General features: G+C 65.1%; 19 protein-coding genes and 1 tRNA gene. 11 read left to right on the plus strand and 9 right to left on the minus strand.

Annotation, left to right across the window (positions count from 1 at the left end; all coding sequences use genetic code 11):
* The first annotated feature begins 1 nt into the window (after position 1).
* The 4 genes from J0X27_RS04835 to J0X27_RS04850 all read left to right on the plus strand — a co-directional run bounded on the left by J0X27_RS04835 (position 2) and on the right by J0X27_RS04850 (position 3,088).
* Positions 2–370: a methylglyoxal synthase gene (locus J0X27_RS04835; protein WP_207271288.1), complete on the plus strand. Its 369-nt coding sequence runs from the start codon at positions 2–4 to the stop codon at positions 368–370.
* Positions 371–469: 99 nt separating this feature from the next.
* Positions 470–964 carry a cation:proton antiporter regulatory subunit gene (locus J0X27_RS04840; protein WP_207271289.1) on the plus strand — a complete coding sequence of 165 codons (495 nt, stop codon included), beginning with the start codon at positions 470–472 and terminating at the stop codon, positions 962–964.
* Positions 965–998: 34 nt separating this feature from the next.
* Positions 999–2,330 (plus strand): cation:proton antiporter, encoded by a 1,332-nt coding sequence (locus J0X27_RS04845; protein ID WP_207271290.1) that lies wholly within the window; start codon positions 999–1,001, stop codon positions 2,328–2,330.
* A 98-nt stretch (positions 2,331–2,428) separates the two neighbouring features.
* A complete protein-coding gene (locus J0X27_RS04850; protein ID WP_207271291.1) occupies positions 2,429–3,088 on the plus strand; it encodes an HAD family hydrolase in 660 nt (219 codons plus the stop codon).
* A gap of 268 nt (positions 3,089–3,356) precedes the next feature.
* On the opposite strand, the gene J0X27_RS04855 is transcribed toward J0X27_RS04850, so the two are convergent.
* Positions 3,357–3,507: transfer RNA gene (locus J0X27_RS04855), tRNA-Met, on the minus strand.
* A gap of 102 nt (positions 3,508–3,609) precedes the next feature.
* On the opposite strand from J0X27_RS04855, the gene J0X27_RS04860 reads away from it, so the two are divergent.
* Positions 3,610–4,773, plus strand: a complete 1,164-nt coding sequence (locus J0X27_RS04860; RefSeq protein WP_207271292.1) for a DUF7115 domain-containing protein — start codon at positions 3,610–3,612, stop codon at positions 4,771–4,773.
* A gap of 36 nt (positions 4,774–4,809) precedes the next feature.
* Here J0X27_RS04860 and J0X27_RS04865 read toward each other — a convergent pair whose 3' ends face one another.
* The gene (locus J0X27_RS04865; protein ID WP_207271293.1) at positions 4,810–5,220 is read right to left on the minus strand and encodes a DUF5830 family protein; all 411 of its coding nucleotides are present in this window, start codon (positions 5,218–5,220) and stop codon (positions 4,810–4,812) included.
* Positions 5,221–5,413: 193 nt separating this feature from the next.
* Here J0X27_RS04865 and J0X27_RS04870 point away from each other — a divergent pair, with 193 nt between their 5' ends.
* Both J0X27_RS04870 and J0X27_RS04875 read left to right on the plus strand, forming a co-directional pair.
* Positions 5,414–6,382: a transcription initiation factor IIB gene (locus J0X27_RS04870; protein ID WP_207271294.1), complete on the plus strand. Its 969-nt coding sequence runs from the start codon at positions 5,414–5,416 to the stop codon at positions 6,380–6,382.
* On the plus strand, positions 6,383–6,640 hold the full coding sequence (locus J0X27_RS04875; protein ID WP_207271295.1) for a MarR family transcriptional regulator: 258 nt from the start codon (positions 6,383–6,385) through the stop codon (positions 6,638–6,640).
* Positions 6,641–6,702: 62 nt separating this feature from the next.
* On the opposite strand, the gene J0X27_RS04880 is transcribed toward J0X27_RS04875, so the two are convergent.
* Positions 6,703–7,860 carry a multicopper oxidase domain-containing protein gene (locus J0X27_RS04880; protein WP_207271296.1) on the minus strand — a complete coding sequence of 386 codons (1,158 nt, stop codon included), beginning with the start codon at positions 7,858–7,860 and terminating at the stop codon, positions 6,703–6,705.
* A 159-nt stretch (positions 7,861–8,019) separates the two neighbouring features.
* The gene (locus tag J0X27_RS04885; protein WP_207271297.1) at positions 8,020–9,099 is read right to left on the minus strand and encodes a S1C family serine protease; all 1,080 of its coding nucleotides are present in this window, start codon (positions 9,097–9,099) and stop codon (positions 8,020–8,022) included.
* Positions 9,100–9,294: 195 nt separating this feature from the next.
* Between J0X27_RS04885 and J0X27_RS04890 the strand changes: the two genes are divergently transcribed.
* The gene (locus J0X27_RS04890; RefSeq protein ID WP_207271298.1) at positions 9,295–9,603 is read left to right on the plus strand and encodes a cupin domain-containing protein; all 309 of its coding nucleotides are present in this window, start codon (positions 9,295–9,297) and stop codon (positions 9,601–9,603) included.
* A 6-nt stretch (positions 9,604–9,609) separates the two neighbouring features.
* On the opposite strand, the gene J0X27_RS04895 is transcribed toward J0X27_RS04890, so the two are convergent.
* A complete protein-coding gene (locus tag J0X27_RS04895; protein ID WP_207271299.1) occupies positions 9,610–10,242 on the minus strand; it encodes a uracil-DNA glycosylase family protein in 633 nt (210 codons plus the stop codon).
* 128 nt (positions 10,243–10,370) lie between these two features.
* On the opposite strand from J0X27_RS04895, the gene J0X27_RS04900 reads away from it, so the two are divergent.
* A complete protein-coding gene (locus tag J0X27_RS04900; RefSeq protein ID WP_207271300.1) occupies positions 10,371–10,862 on the plus strand; it encodes a metal-dependent hydrolase in 492 nt (163 codons plus the stop codon).
* A gap of 50 nt (positions 10,863–10,912) precedes the next feature.
* Here J0X27_RS04900 and J0X27_RS04905 read toward each other — a convergent pair whose 3' ends face one another.
* On the minus strand, positions 10,913–11,791 hold the full coding sequence (locus tag J0X27_RS04905) for a COX15/CtaA family protein (protein WP_207271301.1): 879 nt from the start codon (positions 11,789–11,791) through the stop codon (positions 10,913–10,915).
* A 348-nt stretch (positions 11,792–12,139) separates the two neighbouring features.
* Here J0X27_RS04905 and J0X27_RS04910 point away from each other — a divergent pair, with 348 nt between their 5' ends.
* Together J0X27_RS04910 and J0X27_RS04915 are read left to right on the plus strand one after the other, a co-directional pair.
* Positions 12,140–13,768, plus strand: a complete 1,629-nt coding sequence (locus tag J0X27_RS04910) for a 4Fe-4S ferredoxin N-terminal domain-containing protein (protein ID WP_207271302.1) — start codon at positions 12,140–12,142, stop codon at positions 13,766–13,768.
* A gap of 112 nt (positions 13,769–13,880) precedes the next feature.
* Positions 13,881–14,081, plus strand: a complete 201-nt coding sequence (locus J0X27_RS04915) for a hypothetical protein (protein WP_207271303.1) — start codon at positions 13,881–13,883, stop codon at positions 14,079–14,081.
* A 231-nt stretch (positions 14,082–14,312) separates the two neighbouring features.
* Here the strand turns inward: J0X27_RS04915 and J0X27_RS04920 are convergent, their stop codons facing one another.
* The 3 genes from J0X27_RS04920 to J0X27_RS04930 all read right to left on the minus strand — a co-directional run bounded on the left by J0X27_RS04920 (position 14,313) and on the right by J0X27_RS04930 (position 17,214).
* Positions 14,313–15,845 (minus strand): (R)-citramalate synthase, encoded by a 1,533-nt coding sequence (locus J0X27_RS04920; protein WP_207271304.1) that lies wholly within the window; start codon positions 15,843–15,845, stop codon positions 14,313–14,315.
* 203 nt (positions 15,846–16,048) lie between these two features.
* The gene (locus J0X27_RS04925) at positions 16,049–16,423 is read right to left on the minus strand and encodes a DUF192 domain-containing protein (protein WP_207271305.1); all 375 of its coding nucleotides are present in this window, start codon (positions 16,421–16,423) and stop codon (positions 16,049–16,051) included.
* Positions 16,424–16,518: 95 nt separating this feature from the next.
* The gene (locus J0X27_RS04930) at positions 16,519–17,214 is read right to left on the minus strand and encodes a CPBP family intramembrane glutamic endopeptidase (protein WP_207271306.1); all 696 of its coding nucleotides are present in this window, start codon (positions 17,212–17,214) and stop codon (positions 16,519–16,521) included.
* Positions 17,215–17,328 lie beyond the last annotated feature (114 nt).

Below are 17,328 nucleotides of genomic sequence, written 5' to 3' on the forward strand. Positions count from 1 at the left end.
TATGACGCGTGTCGCGTTGATCGCCCACGACGAAAAGAAACCGGATCTCCTCGAGTTCGCACGGGCCCACGAAGCGCAACTCCGAGCGTACGACCTGATCGCGACCGGAACCACGGGGAAACGGCTCATGGAGGGGACCGATCTCGAGGTCGAACGCAAGGAGTCCGGCCCCCTCGGTGGCGACCTGATGATCGGGTCGGAGATCGCGGAGGGAAAACTCGACGGGGTCGTCTTCCTCCGGGATCCGCTCCGGGCCCAGCCCCACGAGCCCGATATCTCGGCGCTGCTGCGGATCTGTGACGTCCACGACACGGCGCTGGCGACGAACCTCGCCTCCGCGGAGTTCCTCATCGAGGGACTGGCAGAGTAGCCATCAGCCGGTAGCGAGACGCGAGCGATCCGGATCAGCTACTGATTTCGTCTCCGCGACGGGAACGCTATTTAATGCGTCGGCTTCGAAGGGACTGGTATGACAGTATACGAGAGCGACCTCCCCGGCGTCGGGAAGAAATTCGAGGTCGAACTCGAGGACGGCGAGCGGCTCGTCATCGTGACCCACAATACGGGGAAACGAGAGGTGTACCTGAAACCGGACGCGGACGCAGACAGCGAGAAGATCTTCGAGGCGTCGGACCGCCTCGCCCGCAAGATCGGCACGATCCTGGAGGGAGCGTACTTCCAACCGGTACAAGCCGAACAGGTGGAGACGATGCTCTCGGACGACACTTACCTCGAGTGGTACGGCGTCGCCGAGAGCGCCGAAATAGCAGGTCAGAGCCTCTCCGAGGCGAACATCCGCGGTCGGACGGGCGTCTCTATCGTCGCGATCCAGCGCGGTGAGGAGTTGATCTCGCCGCCGACGCCGGAAACCGTCCTCGAGGTCGGCGACACCTTGGTCGTCATCGGGGACCGCGAGGACTGCGCCCAGTTCGAGAACCTGCTCGGTGCCGGTCTCGAAGAGTGATCGAGACAGATACCCTCGCTCGAGGTGAGCGCTAGTGGCGACCGAAACGGCGCTCGTCGACGTCGGGATTCTCTTTACCGCGGTCGCACTCGCCGGCGTCCTCTCGAGTCGGATCGACCAGTCGGTGATCCCGTTTTACATCGTCACCGGCGTCCTGCTGGGATCGAACGTGCTCGGCGAACTTCCGACCCTCGCGGGCAGCGAGATCGGAATCGGCGGTTTCGCGGTCACCGTTCCCGAGATCGCCGTCGGCGGCGTCGACCTCCTCGCAGCGCTCGGCGGGCTCGCACTCGGCGAAACCGACTTCATCGTCGTCGGTGCGGAAATCGGGATCGTCCTCCTGTTGTTCTTCCTCGGGCTCGAGTTCAACCTGAATCGACTGATCGCGAGCAAGGACCGGATCGGCAAGGCCGGCTCCATCGATCTGGCCATCAACTTCGGTATCGGGCTGATCTTCGGGTACTTCGTCTTCGGGAGCTTCCTCGCGGCCTTTCTCACTGCGGGGATCGTCTATATCTCCTCGAGTGCCATCATCACGAAGTCGCTGATCGATCTGGGTTGGATCGCAAACGACGAGTCCGAGCCGATGCTCGGGACGCTCGTCTACGAGGACCTGTTCATCGCCGTCTATCTGGCGATCGTGTCCGCGCTCGTCCTCGGAGGCGGTGATATCGGCGACGCGACGGGACAGATCGCGGTCGCGATCGGCGTCATCCTCGCGTTGCTCGCGCTCGTCACCTACGGAACCGGCACCTTTCAGCGCTTTCTCGACGCCGAGACGAACGAGTTCGTGGTCGTCCGGGCACTCGGCGTCACGATCCTGGTCGCCGGAATCGCGCTCGCGCTGGGCGTCAGCGAAGCCGTCGCCGCGTTCTTCGTCGGTATGGCCTTCTCCGCGACCGATCACGTCCACGACCTGGAACGGTTACTCGAACCGCTTCGCGATGCCTTCGCGGCGATCTTCTTCTTCTGGATCGGACTCGTCACCGATCCGGGACTGTTCACGCTCCCGATTCTCGGAATAATCGTCGCCGGCGTGATCGTGACGACGCCGACGAAGATCGTCAGCGGCTATCTCGGCGGGCGAATCTACGACCTCGACGACCGCCGATCGCTCCGAGTCGGCTTCGGCATGGCCACCCGCGGCGAGTTCTCCCTGATTATCGCGAGCCTCGTCCTGTCGGGTGCAGGTACGGGTATCGCGGCCGGCACGGCCACCGACCTCTACGCCTTTGCCGTCGGCTACGTCCTCGTCATGAGCATCCTCGGTACGTCGCTCATGCAGTACTCGAGCCGGATCGAACCCGTCGCCGTCTCGCTGCTCGAGCGGCGACGTGCGGGGGCGACTCGACCGCCGAACGACTGAGCGCTTGGAACCGTCGTCCCCAGTCACACAGGGCGTGACAGCCACCGGTTCCGATCGGAAGGGATAGCTTCAACTCGCTCGAGCCCCCTCTCACGCCTATGCCACAGGCGGTCGTCTTCGACCTCGATTACACGCTCGCCGTTCCCGAACGGGATCGAGCGACCATCCTCGAGGAGGCCACGACCGCGGCGGGTGCGCCCTCGCTCACGCGCGAGTCATATCTCGAGGCCCACCGCCGGAACCTCACCACCGAGACGCGCGAACCCATCTTTGCCGACCTGCTCGCAGACACCGACAGCGATGCCGATCCGGCCGCCGTCGCGACGGCCTATCGCGAGACGATCGCCGACGACCTCGAAGCGCTGCCGGGCGTCGAATCCATGCTTGCAGCCCTCCGCGAGGAGTATCGCGTCGGCTTGCTCACGAACGGCCCCGTCCGCGCCCAACGAGACAAACTCGAGACCCTGGGCTGGGACGACGCGTTCGACGCCGCGCTGGTCACCGGCGAACTCGAGGCCGGCAAACCGGATCCGCGGGCGTTCGAGGCGATCGCAGCCGAACTGGGCGTCGACCCCGCCGACGCGGTCTACGTCGGCGACGAGGTCGAGGCCGACGTTCGCGGTGCGACCGACGCCGGAATGACCGCAATTCAGGTCTTGCTCGATGGCGGCCCCGACCCCGATCCGGGCGCAGCCGCTTCCGTCCACCAGGACGAGGTCGCGACTGCGGTGCCAGCGGTCCTCGCAACCCTCGAGTGAGACGGCCCCGCTGTACTCCGGAACGGCGACAGCCGGTCGACGAGACGACCGAGCGGTGAGCGACCGCTGACCGCTCGAGTCCGACGGCACTGGGGCGGTAATGGCTGTGAAAAGCATGCCCGGGGAGGGCTCCGAACCACGGAAAGACTCACTCCGTTCGTCTTTCCTGCCTTCACCTCGCTTCGCTCGGTGAAGACCACCGGGTTCTCCGCCTCCCCGGGTATTTTCGCGGCGTCGTCACTCACTACGTTCGTGGCTCCTTCGAAAATGCCCGGGGAGGGCTCCGAACCCTCGATCTCCGCATGTCCCAGGTTCGAGGCTCGGCAGTCCTCGCGGGACACGGAGGCTTCCAAGGCGAAACCGCACCGAATCTCTGAACCCTATGAGTGCGGCGCTATGTCCAGCTAAGCCACCCGGGCTCGGTTACGGGTAGTGCGGTGTGTTTCTTTAACCTTTGTATTCGAAGTCGCCGTGCAACGTGGACCCACGGATTTATCACACGGTATTACGAACTGCGGGGCATGAGCGTTCCCGGTATCGTCACCTCTACTCTCGATGGCGAGGAGATCGCGGCGCGGGTCTCTCTTGGCAGCGACGACGAGCTCTTCATCACCCCCACGAGAACGATCGTCTACCGCGCCGACGGACTCCTGAGCGACGAATCGGCCGACGAATACCCACACGACGCCGACCGATTGACCATCTCGGAGGGCCGACGCAAAACCAAGTTCACCCTCGAGTATCCCCTCGACGGCGAGCGGACGATCACCGTTCCCGGAAGCAAAACCGACGACGTCCTCCATCCCGTCCTCGCCGGCGTGTTGAACGGCAACGGGATCACCGACCCCGGCGAAACCGTCGTCAAGACCTACCGCTTTAGCGAACTGACGCTGATCATCACGAGCGATCGGCTCGTCAAACACATCGGCAACGCGGTCTGGGACAGCGACTTCGAAGAGTATCACTTCGACGATATCACCAGCCTCTCCTTCGAGGACGGCAGCGTCGCGACGCAGATCGTCCTCATCGCCAACGGCCGCCCCCAGCGGATCAAGGCCCCCAACGAGGAGGCGAACGATCTCCGGGAACGGCTTCAGCGGGCGCTGTTCGACTATCACGACGTCAGCTCGCTCGAGGAACTCAACGAACGGATCGGCGAGAGCGACGAAGAAGACGCCGACAGTAGCGGCTCGGTCGACTTCGGCGGCGGCGTGGATCCGCTCAATGCTGATCCCCCCGAACCCGACGATCACGACATCACCAGCGAGGCGGTACGCGATGCAGGGAGCGATGACTCGACCGATCCAGTTGCCGGTGGCGGAAGCGATACCGCGTCCACGACGGAAGCGGCGACGACGGGAGCCGACGGCCAGTCATCGCAGTCGTCGACTCGAGGGACGCCGGCGACCGACGAGCAGGCGACCGATCGAACGAGCCCGACCGAGGCCACGGAGGTCGAGACCGGATCGGTCTTCGAAGAAGCGACCGAAACGGATCAGTCGGCCGCTGCCAACGCCGTCGCCGACGCCGTCGACGCCGCTCCTGCCACCACGACCCAACCCGATCCCGAACTCCTCGAGCGACTCGAGGCCCTCGAGACGGCAGTCGAACGGCAAAGCGAGGTCATCGAGCGACAACAACAGACGATCGAGCAGTTGATCGTGGAACTCCGACAGGGTCGGTAGTGACGTGAACGACGCGTCGTCGTTCCAGTATCGACGTTAGTCGTCTCGGCCGGTTACCTTTCGGATACACGAGGAGCCGAAGGGGCCGAGTTCTCCCGCCTCGAACCTGATGAAGTGTCCCGTCGAGAGCGAAGAGCCACAGCGACGACAGGTGAACTCCCCGTCTTTCGTGACGACGTCTTGCTCGAAGCGGACGTACTGGCGGCTCGTCGGGCGGACGATCCCGTCGTCGCGCTCGATGATTCCGCGGAGTGCTGCCTGATCGAGTATCGTCCGCGTCACCGTCGGATCGGTCGTCACCGTCTCGATCCGGTCGACGGCGTCGGCGAGCGGGAGCGATTCGTGCTCGAGGTGAGCGAGGAGCGACAGACCGAGTTCGACGCGGTCGTCGTCCGCCTCGACAGTCATCTCGTCGCCGCGCTCGGTTCGGTCCCCATCGCCATCCATCTGTCTGTGCTGTCGTCCGCGCGCGAATAAACGTTACCCCTCTCGACCCCAGCGAGCGGACAACCGGACAACGGACATCGATACCCGTTCCCACGCACTGGGAATCCGCCGGTCGTTGATACTATCCGTTCCCTCCATTCCAAGAGAAGACAACACACACGACCGGAGCAGGGACTCCGGCGATCACGGATCAATGACTCAGACGATCGTCGATACGACTGCCGACGAACTGGCCCGGAACGGAGAGCGCGACACGGACCGCGAGCGACGGGCGTCGGAGTGTCCGGAGTGTGCGGGTACGATCGATCACGACGAAGAACACGGCGAGCGAACGTGTACGGAGTGTGGACTCGTACTCGACGCGGATGCGATCGATTACGGCCCCGAGTGGCGCACCCTCGACGACGAAGACGGACGACGGGTCGGGCCACCGGTATCGACGCTCCGACACGACAAGGGGCTCAGTACGACGATCGGCTGGCAAAACGAGGACGCCTACGGGAATCAACTCTCCGGGCGAAAGCGCGAGCAACTCCAGCGGTTACGGACGTGGAACGAGCGATTTACGTCGAAAAACGCCGCGGAACGGAACCTGAAACAGGCCTTCGGCGAGATCGAACGCATGGCGTCGGCGCTGGGACTGCCGGAGCCCTGTCGCGAGACGGCCGGCGTCCTCTATCGCCGTGCCGTCGACGACGGGCTGTTACCGGGTCGCTCGATCGAGGCCGTTTCGACTGCCTGTCTGTACGCGGCCGCCAGACAGCACGGCACCCCACGGACGCTGGTCGCGTTCGAGTCAGTGAGTCGCGTCGAAAAACTCCCCGTTCAACGGGCGTACCGCTATCTCTCGACGGAGCTCGGCCTCCAGATCGAGCCCGCCGATCCCGTCCACTACCTCCCACAGTACGCCTCCGAACTCGAGATCAGCGACGACGCAGAGCGGGTCGCACGAGAGATCCTCGAGGCGGCCAAGCGCCGGGGCCTCCACAGCGGGCGGAGTCCGGCCGGGCTCGCAGCGTCGGCGATCTACGGCGCTGCGCGGCTCACGAACGACCGACTGACACAGGAACGGATCGGCGAAGAAACCGGCGTGAGTTCGGTGACCGTCCGGAACCGATACCGGGAGTTACTGAACGCCTACGGGGAGGCTCGTGATCGATAGATGTCCCGGAGACAACTCGAGCGGACCGTCCTCGAGGCGCTGGCCGATGGGGAGCCCCGCTACGCCGTCGATCTCGCCGCGCGGATAGACGAACATCCGGTCACGGTCGAGGGGGCCTGTGATCGCCTCCACGAGAATGGCGGCATCCGTTCGGTCGGCTGTCGCCGCTACGAGATCACCGCGACCGGGCACCGACGACTCGCGGACGTGCAACCAGCAACGAGCGGTTCGGACGTGCGGACCGAAGGACGGCCCTGAGATCCGCGCCGCGCGAACGGCCCGGCGATTCGAGACGGCCGGGGACGCTCTTGCTCGCGGTTTTAGGATCCGTAGCCCGCGTACTCCATGAGGTCGGCGAAGACCTCGGTATCCATCGCGTCCCGGTAGACGATGCCGTTGACCATGCCGCCGGGATAGGAGTCCCCGTTCATCGCGTGGTTGACCTTGTGGCAGTGCATGAGGTAGATGCCGGGGTCGGCGTCGGCCTCGAACTCGACGGTGTGGCGTTCTGCGGGCGCGATATTGGTGACGTCCTGTTCGTACTGGGCGGCCTCGGGAACCTGACCGCCGTCTTTCTCGACGAGCCGGAACCGGTGATTGTGCGTGTGCATCGGGTGGGACATGTAGCCAGCGTTGACCATGTGGAGGCGAACGGTGTCGCCGTGGTCGACGATGATCGGGGACCCCTCCTCGGGATGGAGCGTCCGCGGGAGGCTCTTGCCGTTGATCGTGAACACGTCGGGGTTGCGATTGCGGGGGCTGTAGTCGACGTCCTCGCCGGCTATCTGTCGGTTGACCCGTGAGTCCCAGTCCTTCAGCGTGAAGAAGTACTCCTTGTCCGCGGGCTCGTACCCCTTCGGATCGACGCGGAAGATACCGTACATCCCCATGTCGATGTGACGATGAGTCTGGTAGTGGCAGTGATAGAGATGCGTCCCTGGGACGTTCGCCGGGATCGTGTAGGTGTGTTTCTCGCCGGGGTTGACCGTGATCCCCGTCGTCGTCGGCACGCCGTCGTTCTCCCAGGTCTTCTGTGCGCCGTGGAAGTGCAGCGTGTGCGGGTGGTCGTTCCCGGTGTTGTCGAGGGTCACTTCGATGTCGTTGCCCTCGGTCGTCCGGAGGATCGGTCCGGGAACGCTCGGCTGGCCGTCGTCGGCCGTGAACGCCCAGACTCGCGGGAGTTCCACTGGACCTCCCATCGAGTCCATCGGATGGACGGCGTGTTGAGCTGTCACCGACTGCAGCGTCACGCTGCCGCCCTGCTCGTCGACCTGTACGACCTCCGGGGCGCTCGTCCACGGGAGGTCCGGGCCCGAGGGCTCAGTCCCCCCCTCGGACGGCTCCGTGGGTTCGGCGCTCGGCTGGGCACCCCGACTCGTACAGCCGGCCATGCCAGTCAGTGCCGCCACGCCGCCGGTCGCAGCGACGAATTCGCGTCGCGATAGCCCCAGTCCGGGTGCACCGATACGATCGCTCATAACAACTGGAGCTAAAAACGACCGACGTATAACGGGGCAATCCCGTTCTCGGGAACCGGGATTCCCCGAGAACATGTTCTCGGCAGGTGTTTAAATGATCCCGGGCGAGGATCGAGGAGCCGCCCCGTGGCCGATGGTCTCGACTGTGACGGAATCGCCTCACCCGAACAGCCCGCGTCGCGCGGGTCGAGAGCCCAACTCGAGCGAGACGGTCCGTTCGGATCCCTCACGGGTGACCCGCAGATCGACGGTATCGCCCGGCCGGGTCTCGAGTGCGAGGTAGCTACCCAGCTCCTCCTGGGTCGTCAGTTCCTGCCCGTCGATGGCGAGGATCACGTCTCCGCCGATCGGGATCCGTCCTGCAGTCGTATAGCGAACGTCGTCGCTGGGCTTGATCCAGCCGTCTGCCGGCCCGCCGGTGACGACGTCGGCGACGAGCAGTCCCTCCGATTCCTTGAGGTCGTTGGCCGCCGCGACGTCGGGCGTCACCTCGGTAAAGGAGATGCCGATGTAGGCGTGTTCGTAGCGCCCCGTCTCGATGAGCGCCGGGACGACCCGTTCGGTCAGCGCCGCGGAGATGCCGAAGGCGATGTTGTCCCCGCCCCCGGAGTTGATGACTGCCGCGACGCGGCCCTCGAGTGTCATCAGCGGGCCGCCGCTGTTGCCCGGATTGACCGCGGCGTCGGTCTGGACCGCGTCCGGGATGGTGTAGCCGGTCGGTGCCGGGATCGACCGATCGGTCCCGCTGATGATCCCGGTCGTGACCGTTCCTTCGAGGTCGAAGGGGTTTCCGATCGCGACCACTTCCCGTCCGATTCTGGGTTGGTCGTCGACGAACGGGAGCGGGCTCGCGGCCGACGGGACATCGTCGACCGAGATCGCGGCCAGGTCGCTGTGTGGGTCTCGCCCGGCGACGGTTCCCGATCGCCAACTGCCGTCGTTGAATCGGACGTCGGCCGCGGACGAGCGACCGACGACGTGGGCGTTCGTGACGACGTGCGTGTCGTCGAAGACGAATCCGGTTCCCCGGCCGTTCTCCAGTCGAACCATCACGACCGAGTCGATCGTCTCGGAATAGACGGTCGTGTACGCGCTATCGGCCGTCCCGGACGCCGAACGGGGGCCCTCGTCGGTCTCGGAGTCCCCATCCGACGACTTCGTGAGACACCCGGCAACCCCTGTGAGCAACGCAACACCGCCGTGGGTAAGCAGTCGTCGACGGGTGGGTCTCGGAGTCATCAGGCTGTCATGACCTTTCAGTTCCAGACACCTATACGTTAATGATGGTGAGAGTCACGACCGCTAGCGGAAATCAGTTCTCACCCTCTCGGTCCCGTGACCCGGTCCGGTTTTCGCTCGCTCCGAGCCGTCTCCGGGGAGGGGCCGAACGTCTTCGTCCCCAGCTACAACTCCGCGGCCCGTCTCGAGTCGACCATGCCCGAACGCACGTCGCTCGAGGACCTCGAGAAAGCCCCCCACGCCGAGGTATTCGAGGAACGAACGCCACGAACCGTTCGATTGCAACTCACAGCGGACGAACGGGTCCCGAAGCATCGCCATCCGGAGTCCAACGTCGTCCTGCACGTTTTAAGCGGTGCCGTCGAGGTGACCCTCGGTGACGACGTCTACGACCTCGAGCCGGGGGACGTCGTTCGGTTCGACGGCGATCAGGACGTCTCACCGTACGCGGTCGAGGACAGTACGGCGCTGGTCGTCTTCGCACCGAAAGAGACGGGGGACTGATCGCCCTCAGCCGACCGTCGTCGCGACGCCTTTCGTCTGTCGGTAATCGCTCGCGAGCAGCGCCTCGAGCCGGGAGACGATCGCCTCGCGGTCGCCCTCGACCCACTCGACGGGCGCGTTGATCGGAACGACCAGGAAGCCACGGCCGCGAACGTCGCGGGCGTGCAGCGACGCCATATCGAGGTCGATTCGGTGGCGCTGGGTCGTATACTCCCGGAGGACGTGGTCGGTTGCACGCGCCCCGACAGGCAGGAGAACGTGGGCGTTGATCGCGCGTAGCTCGGCGTCGAAAAACCGCTCGAGGTCGGCGTACTCCTCGTCCGTCGGTGCCCGCCCGTCCGGGAGCGTACACATGTGGATGTAACTCCAGAAGCAGTTCTCGAGGCTGGGGGCGTCCCACGGCCCGCTCGCGAAACCCACCTCTCGAAGGACGTCCTGGACCGCGAGTCCGTCCTCGAGTTCGGTAAACGGAACGCCGGTCGATGCGCCCCCGTGAACACCGGGGTGGTCGCCGATGACGTGGAAGTCGGCGTTGGCGTCACCGTAGCCGAACACGGCCGTCCGATCGTCGGGATCGGAACGGTCGAACGGCGGTCGGAGTCCGAACGGGTTACTCGTCCTGTCGGTGACGGTTTGCACGGCCGGGATGAGGTGACCGGCGATCAAAACCTCACCGGTCCCGGCGTCCGGCTCGAAGGGCGGACGGACCCTCCGTCGCGAGTTCGATGGCGGAGTGTTTATATGTCATCTGTCCTACCTTGTTACGTGTGTATCAGGTTGGGCACTACGGTGGTGCGCTCCTGGCGTACGCGCCGCTTGGCACCATCGCCTCGCTGTGGGGACACGGGGAAGTCGCGATCGTCGGCGGCCTCGTCTGTGTCGCCCTCTCGACGAGTCCCGACTACGATCTCCGGGTGCCACTGATCGATCACCGCGGTCCGACTCATACGATCCTGTTTGCGTTGCTCGTCGGTGTCGGAATCGCCGGCCTGACTGCCGTTCTGGTCGACGCATCCTCGGCGTTTGCGGATGCCGGCTTCGTCGCGTTCGCCTTCCTCGTCGGGGTCGTTTCGATCGGCTCCCACCTCCTCGTCGATGCGCTGACGCCGATGGGGGTCCGCCCGTTCTGGCCGCTTTCCCGTCGTCGCTACTCCGCCGACGTGACGACGGCAGCGAATCCCATCGCCAACTACGGGCTGTTGGGGGCCGGCATCGGGGCCGTACTCGTCGGGGCCGCGGTCGTCGTGGCCGTCGGCTGAGGCCGATTCAGGAGCTCGAACGGAGAATCCCGCGGGCAAACGAGGACGGATTACGGCGAGAGCGGAGTCTCCGTGTCACGCGTGGCATCGGCACCGCGAGCGAGGACGATGCCGGCGACGAACGTGACGAGGAGCGCGGCCGCAGCGACGAGATACGGCGTCTCGAGTGCGGGATTGATCGCCTGCCGGCCGAAAAAGAGGACGCCGACCACGAGCGGTGGTGCCGCGAGCAGCGGGACGAGGACACGGCCGGTAAACCGACGCCGGCCGATCATCGCGGCGACGATAGCTGCACCCAACAGGACGAGCGTCACGCCGTACTGGGTCATCTGCATCGTCGGCGAATAACTCGAGAGTTCGGAACCGATGACCGGACTCAACACGACGTGTGCAGGCAGTGCCACGATTCCGAGCGCGAGCGCCCCGATGACGTGTGTTCCAGTCAGCCGCGGTGCCCAGACCAGTACGGTGGCGACGAGGAACAGCGTAAAGATGAGCACGGCCGTCCAGAAGTGCAACGAGAGGATATCGATCGTGTACTGCTGGACGGTTTCGCGGCCGAGAGCGACCTGCACCGGCGTCAGGACCATCCCGAGGACGAGCAGTCCGGCCACCCGCCGGTCGACGTCGGGGAGCCGCCAGGCTGCGAGCGCGGAGCCGATGATGGCGAAGCCGGCGAACATCGCGACGAACCGGTGGAACCACTCGTAGAAACTCGGAAGGCTTCCCGGCAACAGGTTGTACGGACCGGCGTCACACTGGGGCCAGTTGGCCTCACAGGCCAGCCCGGACCCCGTCGCCTTCGCCGCGATACCCAGCAGGATCGTCGCGGCGACCAGGGCGAGCGTTGCGGTCAGCAGGTGTGGAAAGCCGACCCGATCGATCACCGACCGAAGCCTCGAGGTTGGTGTGTGATTATCGTACGACACGGGCGTTCTGTCGAGGGTTAGGACGGCCGGTACTTATGTTGACCGAGTTCTCCAGTCCCCTGGGAACCATCGATCCGTCGATGAGTCGGCGATCCCCGTACGGGCGAGTTGCTCGACGAACTCGCGGATGCGGCCGTCTTTCACCATCGATGGACAACGATCCCTGTCAGCTCGACTTTCTGTTCCGTCGTCTCGCCCTCGTTATCGGGACGACTGGGGCCCGACCGATCCGTCCGCACTCCCATCATTCGCAAGCCGGACCACTATGCAAACACTTGGCATAGCGTTGGAGACACGAGTCACCATGATCGCCACTCGAGAAACAGCACGCGGGAATCGGTGGGGGCGATGAATTCGGACGACGAGCCGCCGGCAGACGAGGAGCCGTTTCACCCGCTCGGTGGGGCGTGGCAGGACGATCTCGAGGAGTTGCTCGACGAGACGGAGTACGATACGGAACTCGGGATGGAGATGGGGAAAGACGCCATGCGGGTCACGAAAGGGGAACTCTCGGAGGAGGAGTTCCACGAGAAGTATCACGACGACGTGCTGGCGGAGTTCGGCGAGGACGAACGCCCGATCGCCAGCCCGGACGACGCCGAAAGCGAGGCGGAGGGGATCGGATCGACGCTCCTGGGACTCGCCCGCGGCGAGGAGTCCCGCCGCGAAATGCTCAAAAAGGCGGGAGCCGGTGTGGGATTCGCGAGTCTCGGCTGGGGTGCGGTCGATCAGCAGGAGCCAGAGCCTGCCGTCGAGGACGCGGGCGAGGTCGAGGACGCGGACGAAGGGACCCAGTGGGGGATGACGATCGACCTCGAGCACTGCGACGGCTGTCTCTCCTGTGTGACTGCCTGCAATCAGGAACACAACTGGGACGAGGGAGCGAACTGGATGTACGTTCTGGCCTTCGAGGACGGCAACGTCGAGTCACCCGAGCCCGACGATTTCGGGAGCGTTCACGACTTCAATTACCTCGTCCGGCCGTGCCAGCACTGTACCGACGCACCGTGTGAAAAAGTGTGTCCGACGACGGCCCGCCACACTCGGGACGAGGGCGGCCTCGTGTTGACCGACTACGAGGTCTGTATCGGCTGTCGGTACTGCCAGGTGGCCTGTCCCTACGGAGTCAACTACTTTCAGTGGGACGAACCCGACGTCGACCGGGAGGAACTGGACTCGGAGGGAATCTACGACGAGCGCGGACGGCCGGTCAGTCGCCGCGCTCCCCGGGGCGTCATGTCGAAGTGCGTCTTCGATCCGGCCCGTCAGGACGGCAACATGGGCGAGGGACTGATCGGCACGAGCGCCTGTGAACAGGCCTGCCCGCCGAACGTGATCCAGTTCGGCGACAAGAACAATCCCGCGAGTGACCCCCAGCGATACGAGACCAATCCGGCCAGGGCACGAACGGTGATCAATCTGTTTACGGAACTTCCGTCGCCGAATTCGGTCGAATCGTCACTCGAGGGCGTCGACGCGAATCTGGACGCAGTCATCGATGCCGTCGACGGTCTCACGGAAACCTTGATCGCCCTCGCGACGGCCGTCAAAATCACGCAGACGGACTACGAACGGGACGCGCCACCAGGAGATAGCCTCCCGGACAAGGAGGAGACGGTGCTCTCGGTCGTGAGCGCGATCGAAGGGAGCGGCGTCGACCTCGAGAGCGAAGATGTCCTCTCCCGGCTCGGGCTGACGGTCGAGGGGTTCGAAGGACCGAGCCAGGACGTCGACGTCTCCGATCGGGAAGACGTCGCCCAGGAACGACTCGAGGATTACGTCGACGCGCCCGAAGAGGAGTTCGAACTCCTCGCGGACATCGGCACGAATCCCAACGTTACCTACCTCGGAAACGCGCCGGGTCCCGAAGCCCACCAGGTTCCCGGACCGACGTCCTACGAAGACGTCGGGATGGTCGATCGGCGACAGAACGTTCTCGACGACGAAACCGTCGGTCTCGGACTCCGGGACGAGTAGTCCCACCGACCTGTATACGCCGTCTCACCGTCGGACGGGGTACCAATCACACCGACGGTGGCTCGCAGTCGACTATCGACGGTTTTCATATCTCTCGAGTCGAACGATCGGTATGGAGCTCCGTCAGCGACTGATCGCGGGGAGTATCTGGATCGGCGTCGCCGCGGTAATAGCGACGACGCTCGAGCCGGGTATTCCGGCGTCGATCGGCGCGGCAATGCGGCTGTTCGTCGTCGTCATGTCCTTGTTCCTCGCGGCCGTCTACGTGTTCGATCCGTGGAAGGTCGTGACCGACCCCTTCCGACAGGGCTAGTGGCGGTCCACGCCTGAATTGTGGGGTCGAATCCGGCGGTTTGATGCCCGCCGACCCGCAGTCGACGGGTGGAACGGGACGATAGTCGCAACTGAACGTCATCGCACACCTGACCGCACGACAGCGTTTCGATCCGTGTGTCGATCGTTGCAGTACCGACTATCGTACGGCGGGGTCCGACCGACGCCAGGACGGCGGTCGTGGAAAAACCGAGCCGGGAGACCGACGACCTCAGTCGTCGGCCGGCGCGAGCGGTTGCTGGTCGGCCGCGAGCAGTCGATCGAGCGCGTCGACCATCGCCGTGACGCTCGCGCGAGTGATGTCGGCCTCGCTGCGGGCGACCGTCACCGAGCGGTCGTTGCGACCCATCGTCACCTCGACGGTGACGACGGCGTCGGTGCCGCCCGTGACCGCGTCGACGTGGTAGGACTCGAGTTCGGCGTCGGCCATCGACCCCAGCGCCTCGCGGACGGCGGAGACGGCGGCGTCGACGGGGCCCGAGCCGGTCCCGCTGGCGACGCGTTCCTCGCCGTCGACGGCCAGCCGGATGCTCGCAGTGGGGACGGCACCCCCGCTGGTCGCGGTGAGATCGAGCAGGTCGACGACGCGGTCGCGGTCCTCGCCGGTGACGTCCTCGGCGATGGCCAGCAGATCGGCGTCCGTCACTCTGCGGCCACGGTCGCCGAGTTCGGTCACCCGGTCGGCGATCGCCGCGATCTCGTCGTCGTCGGCCTCGACGCCGTGTTCCTCGAGCGTTGCTTTGACGCCCGCACGACCGGTGTGTTTGCCCAGTGCGAGTCGACGTTCGCGGCCGACGGTTTCGGGCGCGTAGGGCTCGTACATCTTGTCGTCTTTGAGCGTCCCGTCGGTGTGGATCCCGCTCTCGTGGGTGAAGGCGTTCTCGCCGATGACCGCCTTGTTCGGCGGGAGCTGGACGCCCGTCGCTCGAGAGACGGTCTGTGCGAGTTCGTACAGCTCCTCGAGTTCGAGCGTCTCGACGTCGTAGACGTGCGAGAGGGCGATCGCGACCTCCTCTAAGGCGACGTTGCCGGCGCGTTCGCCGAGCCCGTCGACCGTACAGTGGACGAGGTCGGCCCCCGCCGAGACGGCCGCGAGCGCGTTGGTCACGCCCAGCCCGAGATCGTCGTGGGTGTGGGCACTGACCGGCCCGATGTCGGCGAGCCGGGAGACCGCCTCGTGGGTGTGTTCGGGCCCCGTGTGGCCGACGGTATCGGCGAAACAGAACCGATCCGCGCCCGCCTCGAGGGACGTTTCGGCCAACTCCTCGAGGTAGTCGAGGTCGGCCCGCGAGCCGTCCTCGCCGATGACCTCGACCCAGAGGTCGTGGTCTTTGGCATAGGCGACGAGTTCGGCGGTTTGCTCGAGGTTGTCCTCGCGGGAGGTACCGACCTTCCCTTCGATGTGACGGTCGCTGGAGGGTACCACGATGTGGACCCCGTCGACGTCACACTCGAGCGCGAGGTCGATGTCGCCTTTCATCCCGCGACAGAAGCTCGTGACGCGGGCGTCGAGATCGAGGTCGGTCACCCGCGAGATCGCCTGTCGCTCACCCGCGCCCGTACAGGCGCTGCCGGCCTCGATGACGGAGACGCCGGCACGCTCGAGCGACCGAGCGATCTCGACCTTTTCGTCGGGTGAAAGCGAGACACCCGGCGCTTGTTCGCCGTCACGAAGCGTCGTGTCGAGAAGGCGCACTGTCCGATCCGATGCGATCGTCTGTTCGGGGGAGTGAGTTACAGGCAAGAGTGGTGAGTTACGGTTACTGCGGTTACGTTCGTCGGAGAATTTCACGCCCAGCCGGGTCGCCCCGACTTCCTCTATCCTCGTCAGATGGCGTCTGGCGTGCCATTGTATCTCGGTACAATGTATCACGCTCTCTTAAAACCGCCGGTTCGGATCACGTTCGCCGGGATCGGAACGCGACTCGAGTCGGGTCGTCGACGGTATCAGCCGTCCTCGAGACGCAGTCGATCGCCGGGTTCGACGTCGGCCGCGGTGCCGGCGGGAAGTTCGACGATCAGGTCGGCCTTCTCGCGGGCGAATCCCCGCCACGGACGAAGGGTTTCGACCCGCTGGACGACGCCGTCGACGACCCAGACCGCGTCGATGGGGACGAACACGAACAGGGTGTGGAGGTCGCGGGTTCTGGTCGATTCGAACCGGAAAGCCAACGCGTACTCGTCCGGCAGGGAGCGACGAAACATGAGCCCCCGCGTCTGACTCACGATCGAATCCGCGATGTCGACGGTCGATGCCAGCGTCTCGTGGCTCCGTCGGGCACCTGAATCGCCATCCGTAGCGGGTTCGTGGACGAGTCGCACGCCCACGAGTCCGCCCGGTGGGACCAAAAACGTTCTCGCTCGTGGCTGGCCCGACTCGTCGACGATGGACCGGCATCGCCGTCTGCGCTCCGCGCTCAGAGAAGCGCCAGAGCGACGAGACTGGCCGAGGAGACGGTGTTGATCAGAACGTGCGTCACCGTACTGCTCGCAGTGCCCCATCGGTGACGGACGACACCGAAGACGAGTCCGAGCGTCAGCAGCGTCGTCAGCCGGATCACCGACAGATCGACGAGCACGTGTTTGAGGGCGAAGAGGACCGCCGTCACCCCGATCCCAGCGGGAACCCCCCAGTCGTCGACGAGTTCCGTCTGAACGATTCCCCGCCAGACTTGCTCCTCCGAGATTGGAACGACGATTCCGTTCCCGACGAGAAAGAGGAGCGCGAGCGCAGGTGTGGCTTCGAACGCGTCCGTCAGGCTCTCGCCGATAGCCCCACTCGCGTCCCCGAGGCCGAACAGTGCCGTATCGAGTTGCCCAGCGCCAACGGACAACCCGTACCCGACGACCGCAGCGAGGAGGCCCACTCCGAGGGCCCGCAGGTTCCAGTTCCAGTCCCACGCTTCGCGGGGCTGTCCCTGCCGGAGTGCGTACCAGCTGAGGATCGCCGCGACGAGCGGGAATCCGATCGCGAGAACCAGATAATCAGCCAGCAGCGGGTCGACTCCGACCGCCCCAGCAGCCGAAACGAGTCCGCGACGCAACGCGACCTCGAGGACGATCCAGCCGGCGACGACGACCGCAGCGAGTTCGATCGGTTTCGATCCGGTCATACACAACGTTCAGCAAACACACATATTTGTTTTATCACTCGAGTGCCGTGGACGGGAGACGGGCCGGCGGTCGCGATGTGCGGCGTGCTCGGAGCATTCAACTCCGTCCGGCTC

Source organism: Natrinema longum (genome assembly GCF_017352095.1).
Taxonomy (GTDB): domain Archaea; phylum Halobacteriota; class Halobacteria; order Halobacteriales; family Natrialbaceae; genus Natrinema; species Natrinema longum.

Bases quoted from the DNA above. Each gene is read 5' to 3' on its own strand.
- J0X27_RS04835 (WP_207271288.1), top strand. From the start codon at position 2: ATGACGCGTGTCGCGTTGATCGCCCACGACGAAAAGAAACCGGATCTC.
- J0X27_RS04840 (WP_207271289.1), top strand. From the start codon at position 470: ATGACAGTATACGAGAGCGACCTCCCCGGCGTCGGGAAGAAATTCGAG.
- J0X27_RS04850 (WP_207271291.1), top strand. From the start codon at position 2,429: ATGCCACAGGCGGTCGTCTTCGACCTCGATTACACGCTCGCCGTTCCC.
- J0X27_RS04860 (WP_207271292.1), top strand. From the start codon at position 3,610: ATGAGCGTTCCCGGTATCGTCACCTCTACTCTCGATGGCGAGGAGATC.
- J0X27_RS04865 (WP_207271293.1), bottom strand. From the start codon at position 5,220: ATGGATGGCGATGGGGACCGAACCGAGCGCGGCGACGAGATGACTGTC.
- J0X27_RS04870 (WP_207271294.1), top strand. From the start codon at position 5,414: ATGACTCAGACGATCGTCGATACGACTGCCGACGAACTGGCCCGGAAC.
- J0X27_RS04875 (WP_207271295.1), top strand. From the start codon at position 6,383: ATGTCCCGGAGACAACTCGAGCGGACCGTCCTCGAGGCGCTGGCCGAT.
- J0X27_RS04880 (WP_207271296.1), bottom strand. From the start codon at position 7,860: ATGAGCGATCGTATCGGTGCACCCGGACTGGGGCTATCGCGACGCGAA.
- J0X27_RS04885 (WP_207271297.1), bottom strand. From the start codon at position 9,099: ATGACTCCGAGACCCACCCGTCGACGACTGCTTACCCACGGCGGTGTT.
- J0X27_RS04890 (WP_207271298.1), top strand. From the start codon at position 9,295: ATGCCCGAACGCACGTCGCTCGAGGACCTCGAGAAAGCCCCCCACGCC.
- J0X27_RS04910 (WP_207271302.1), top strand. From the start codon at position 12,140: ATGAATTCGGACGACGAGCCGCCGGCAGACGAGGAGCCGTTTCACCCG.
- J0X27_RS04915 (WP_207271303.1), top strand. From the start codon at position 13,881: ATGGAGCTCCGTCAGCGACTGATCGCGGGGAGTATCTGGATCGGCGTC.
- J0X27_RS04930 (WP_207271306.1), bottom strand. From the start codon at position 17,214: ATGACCGGATCGAAACCGATCGAACTCGCTGCGGTCGTCGTCGCCGGC.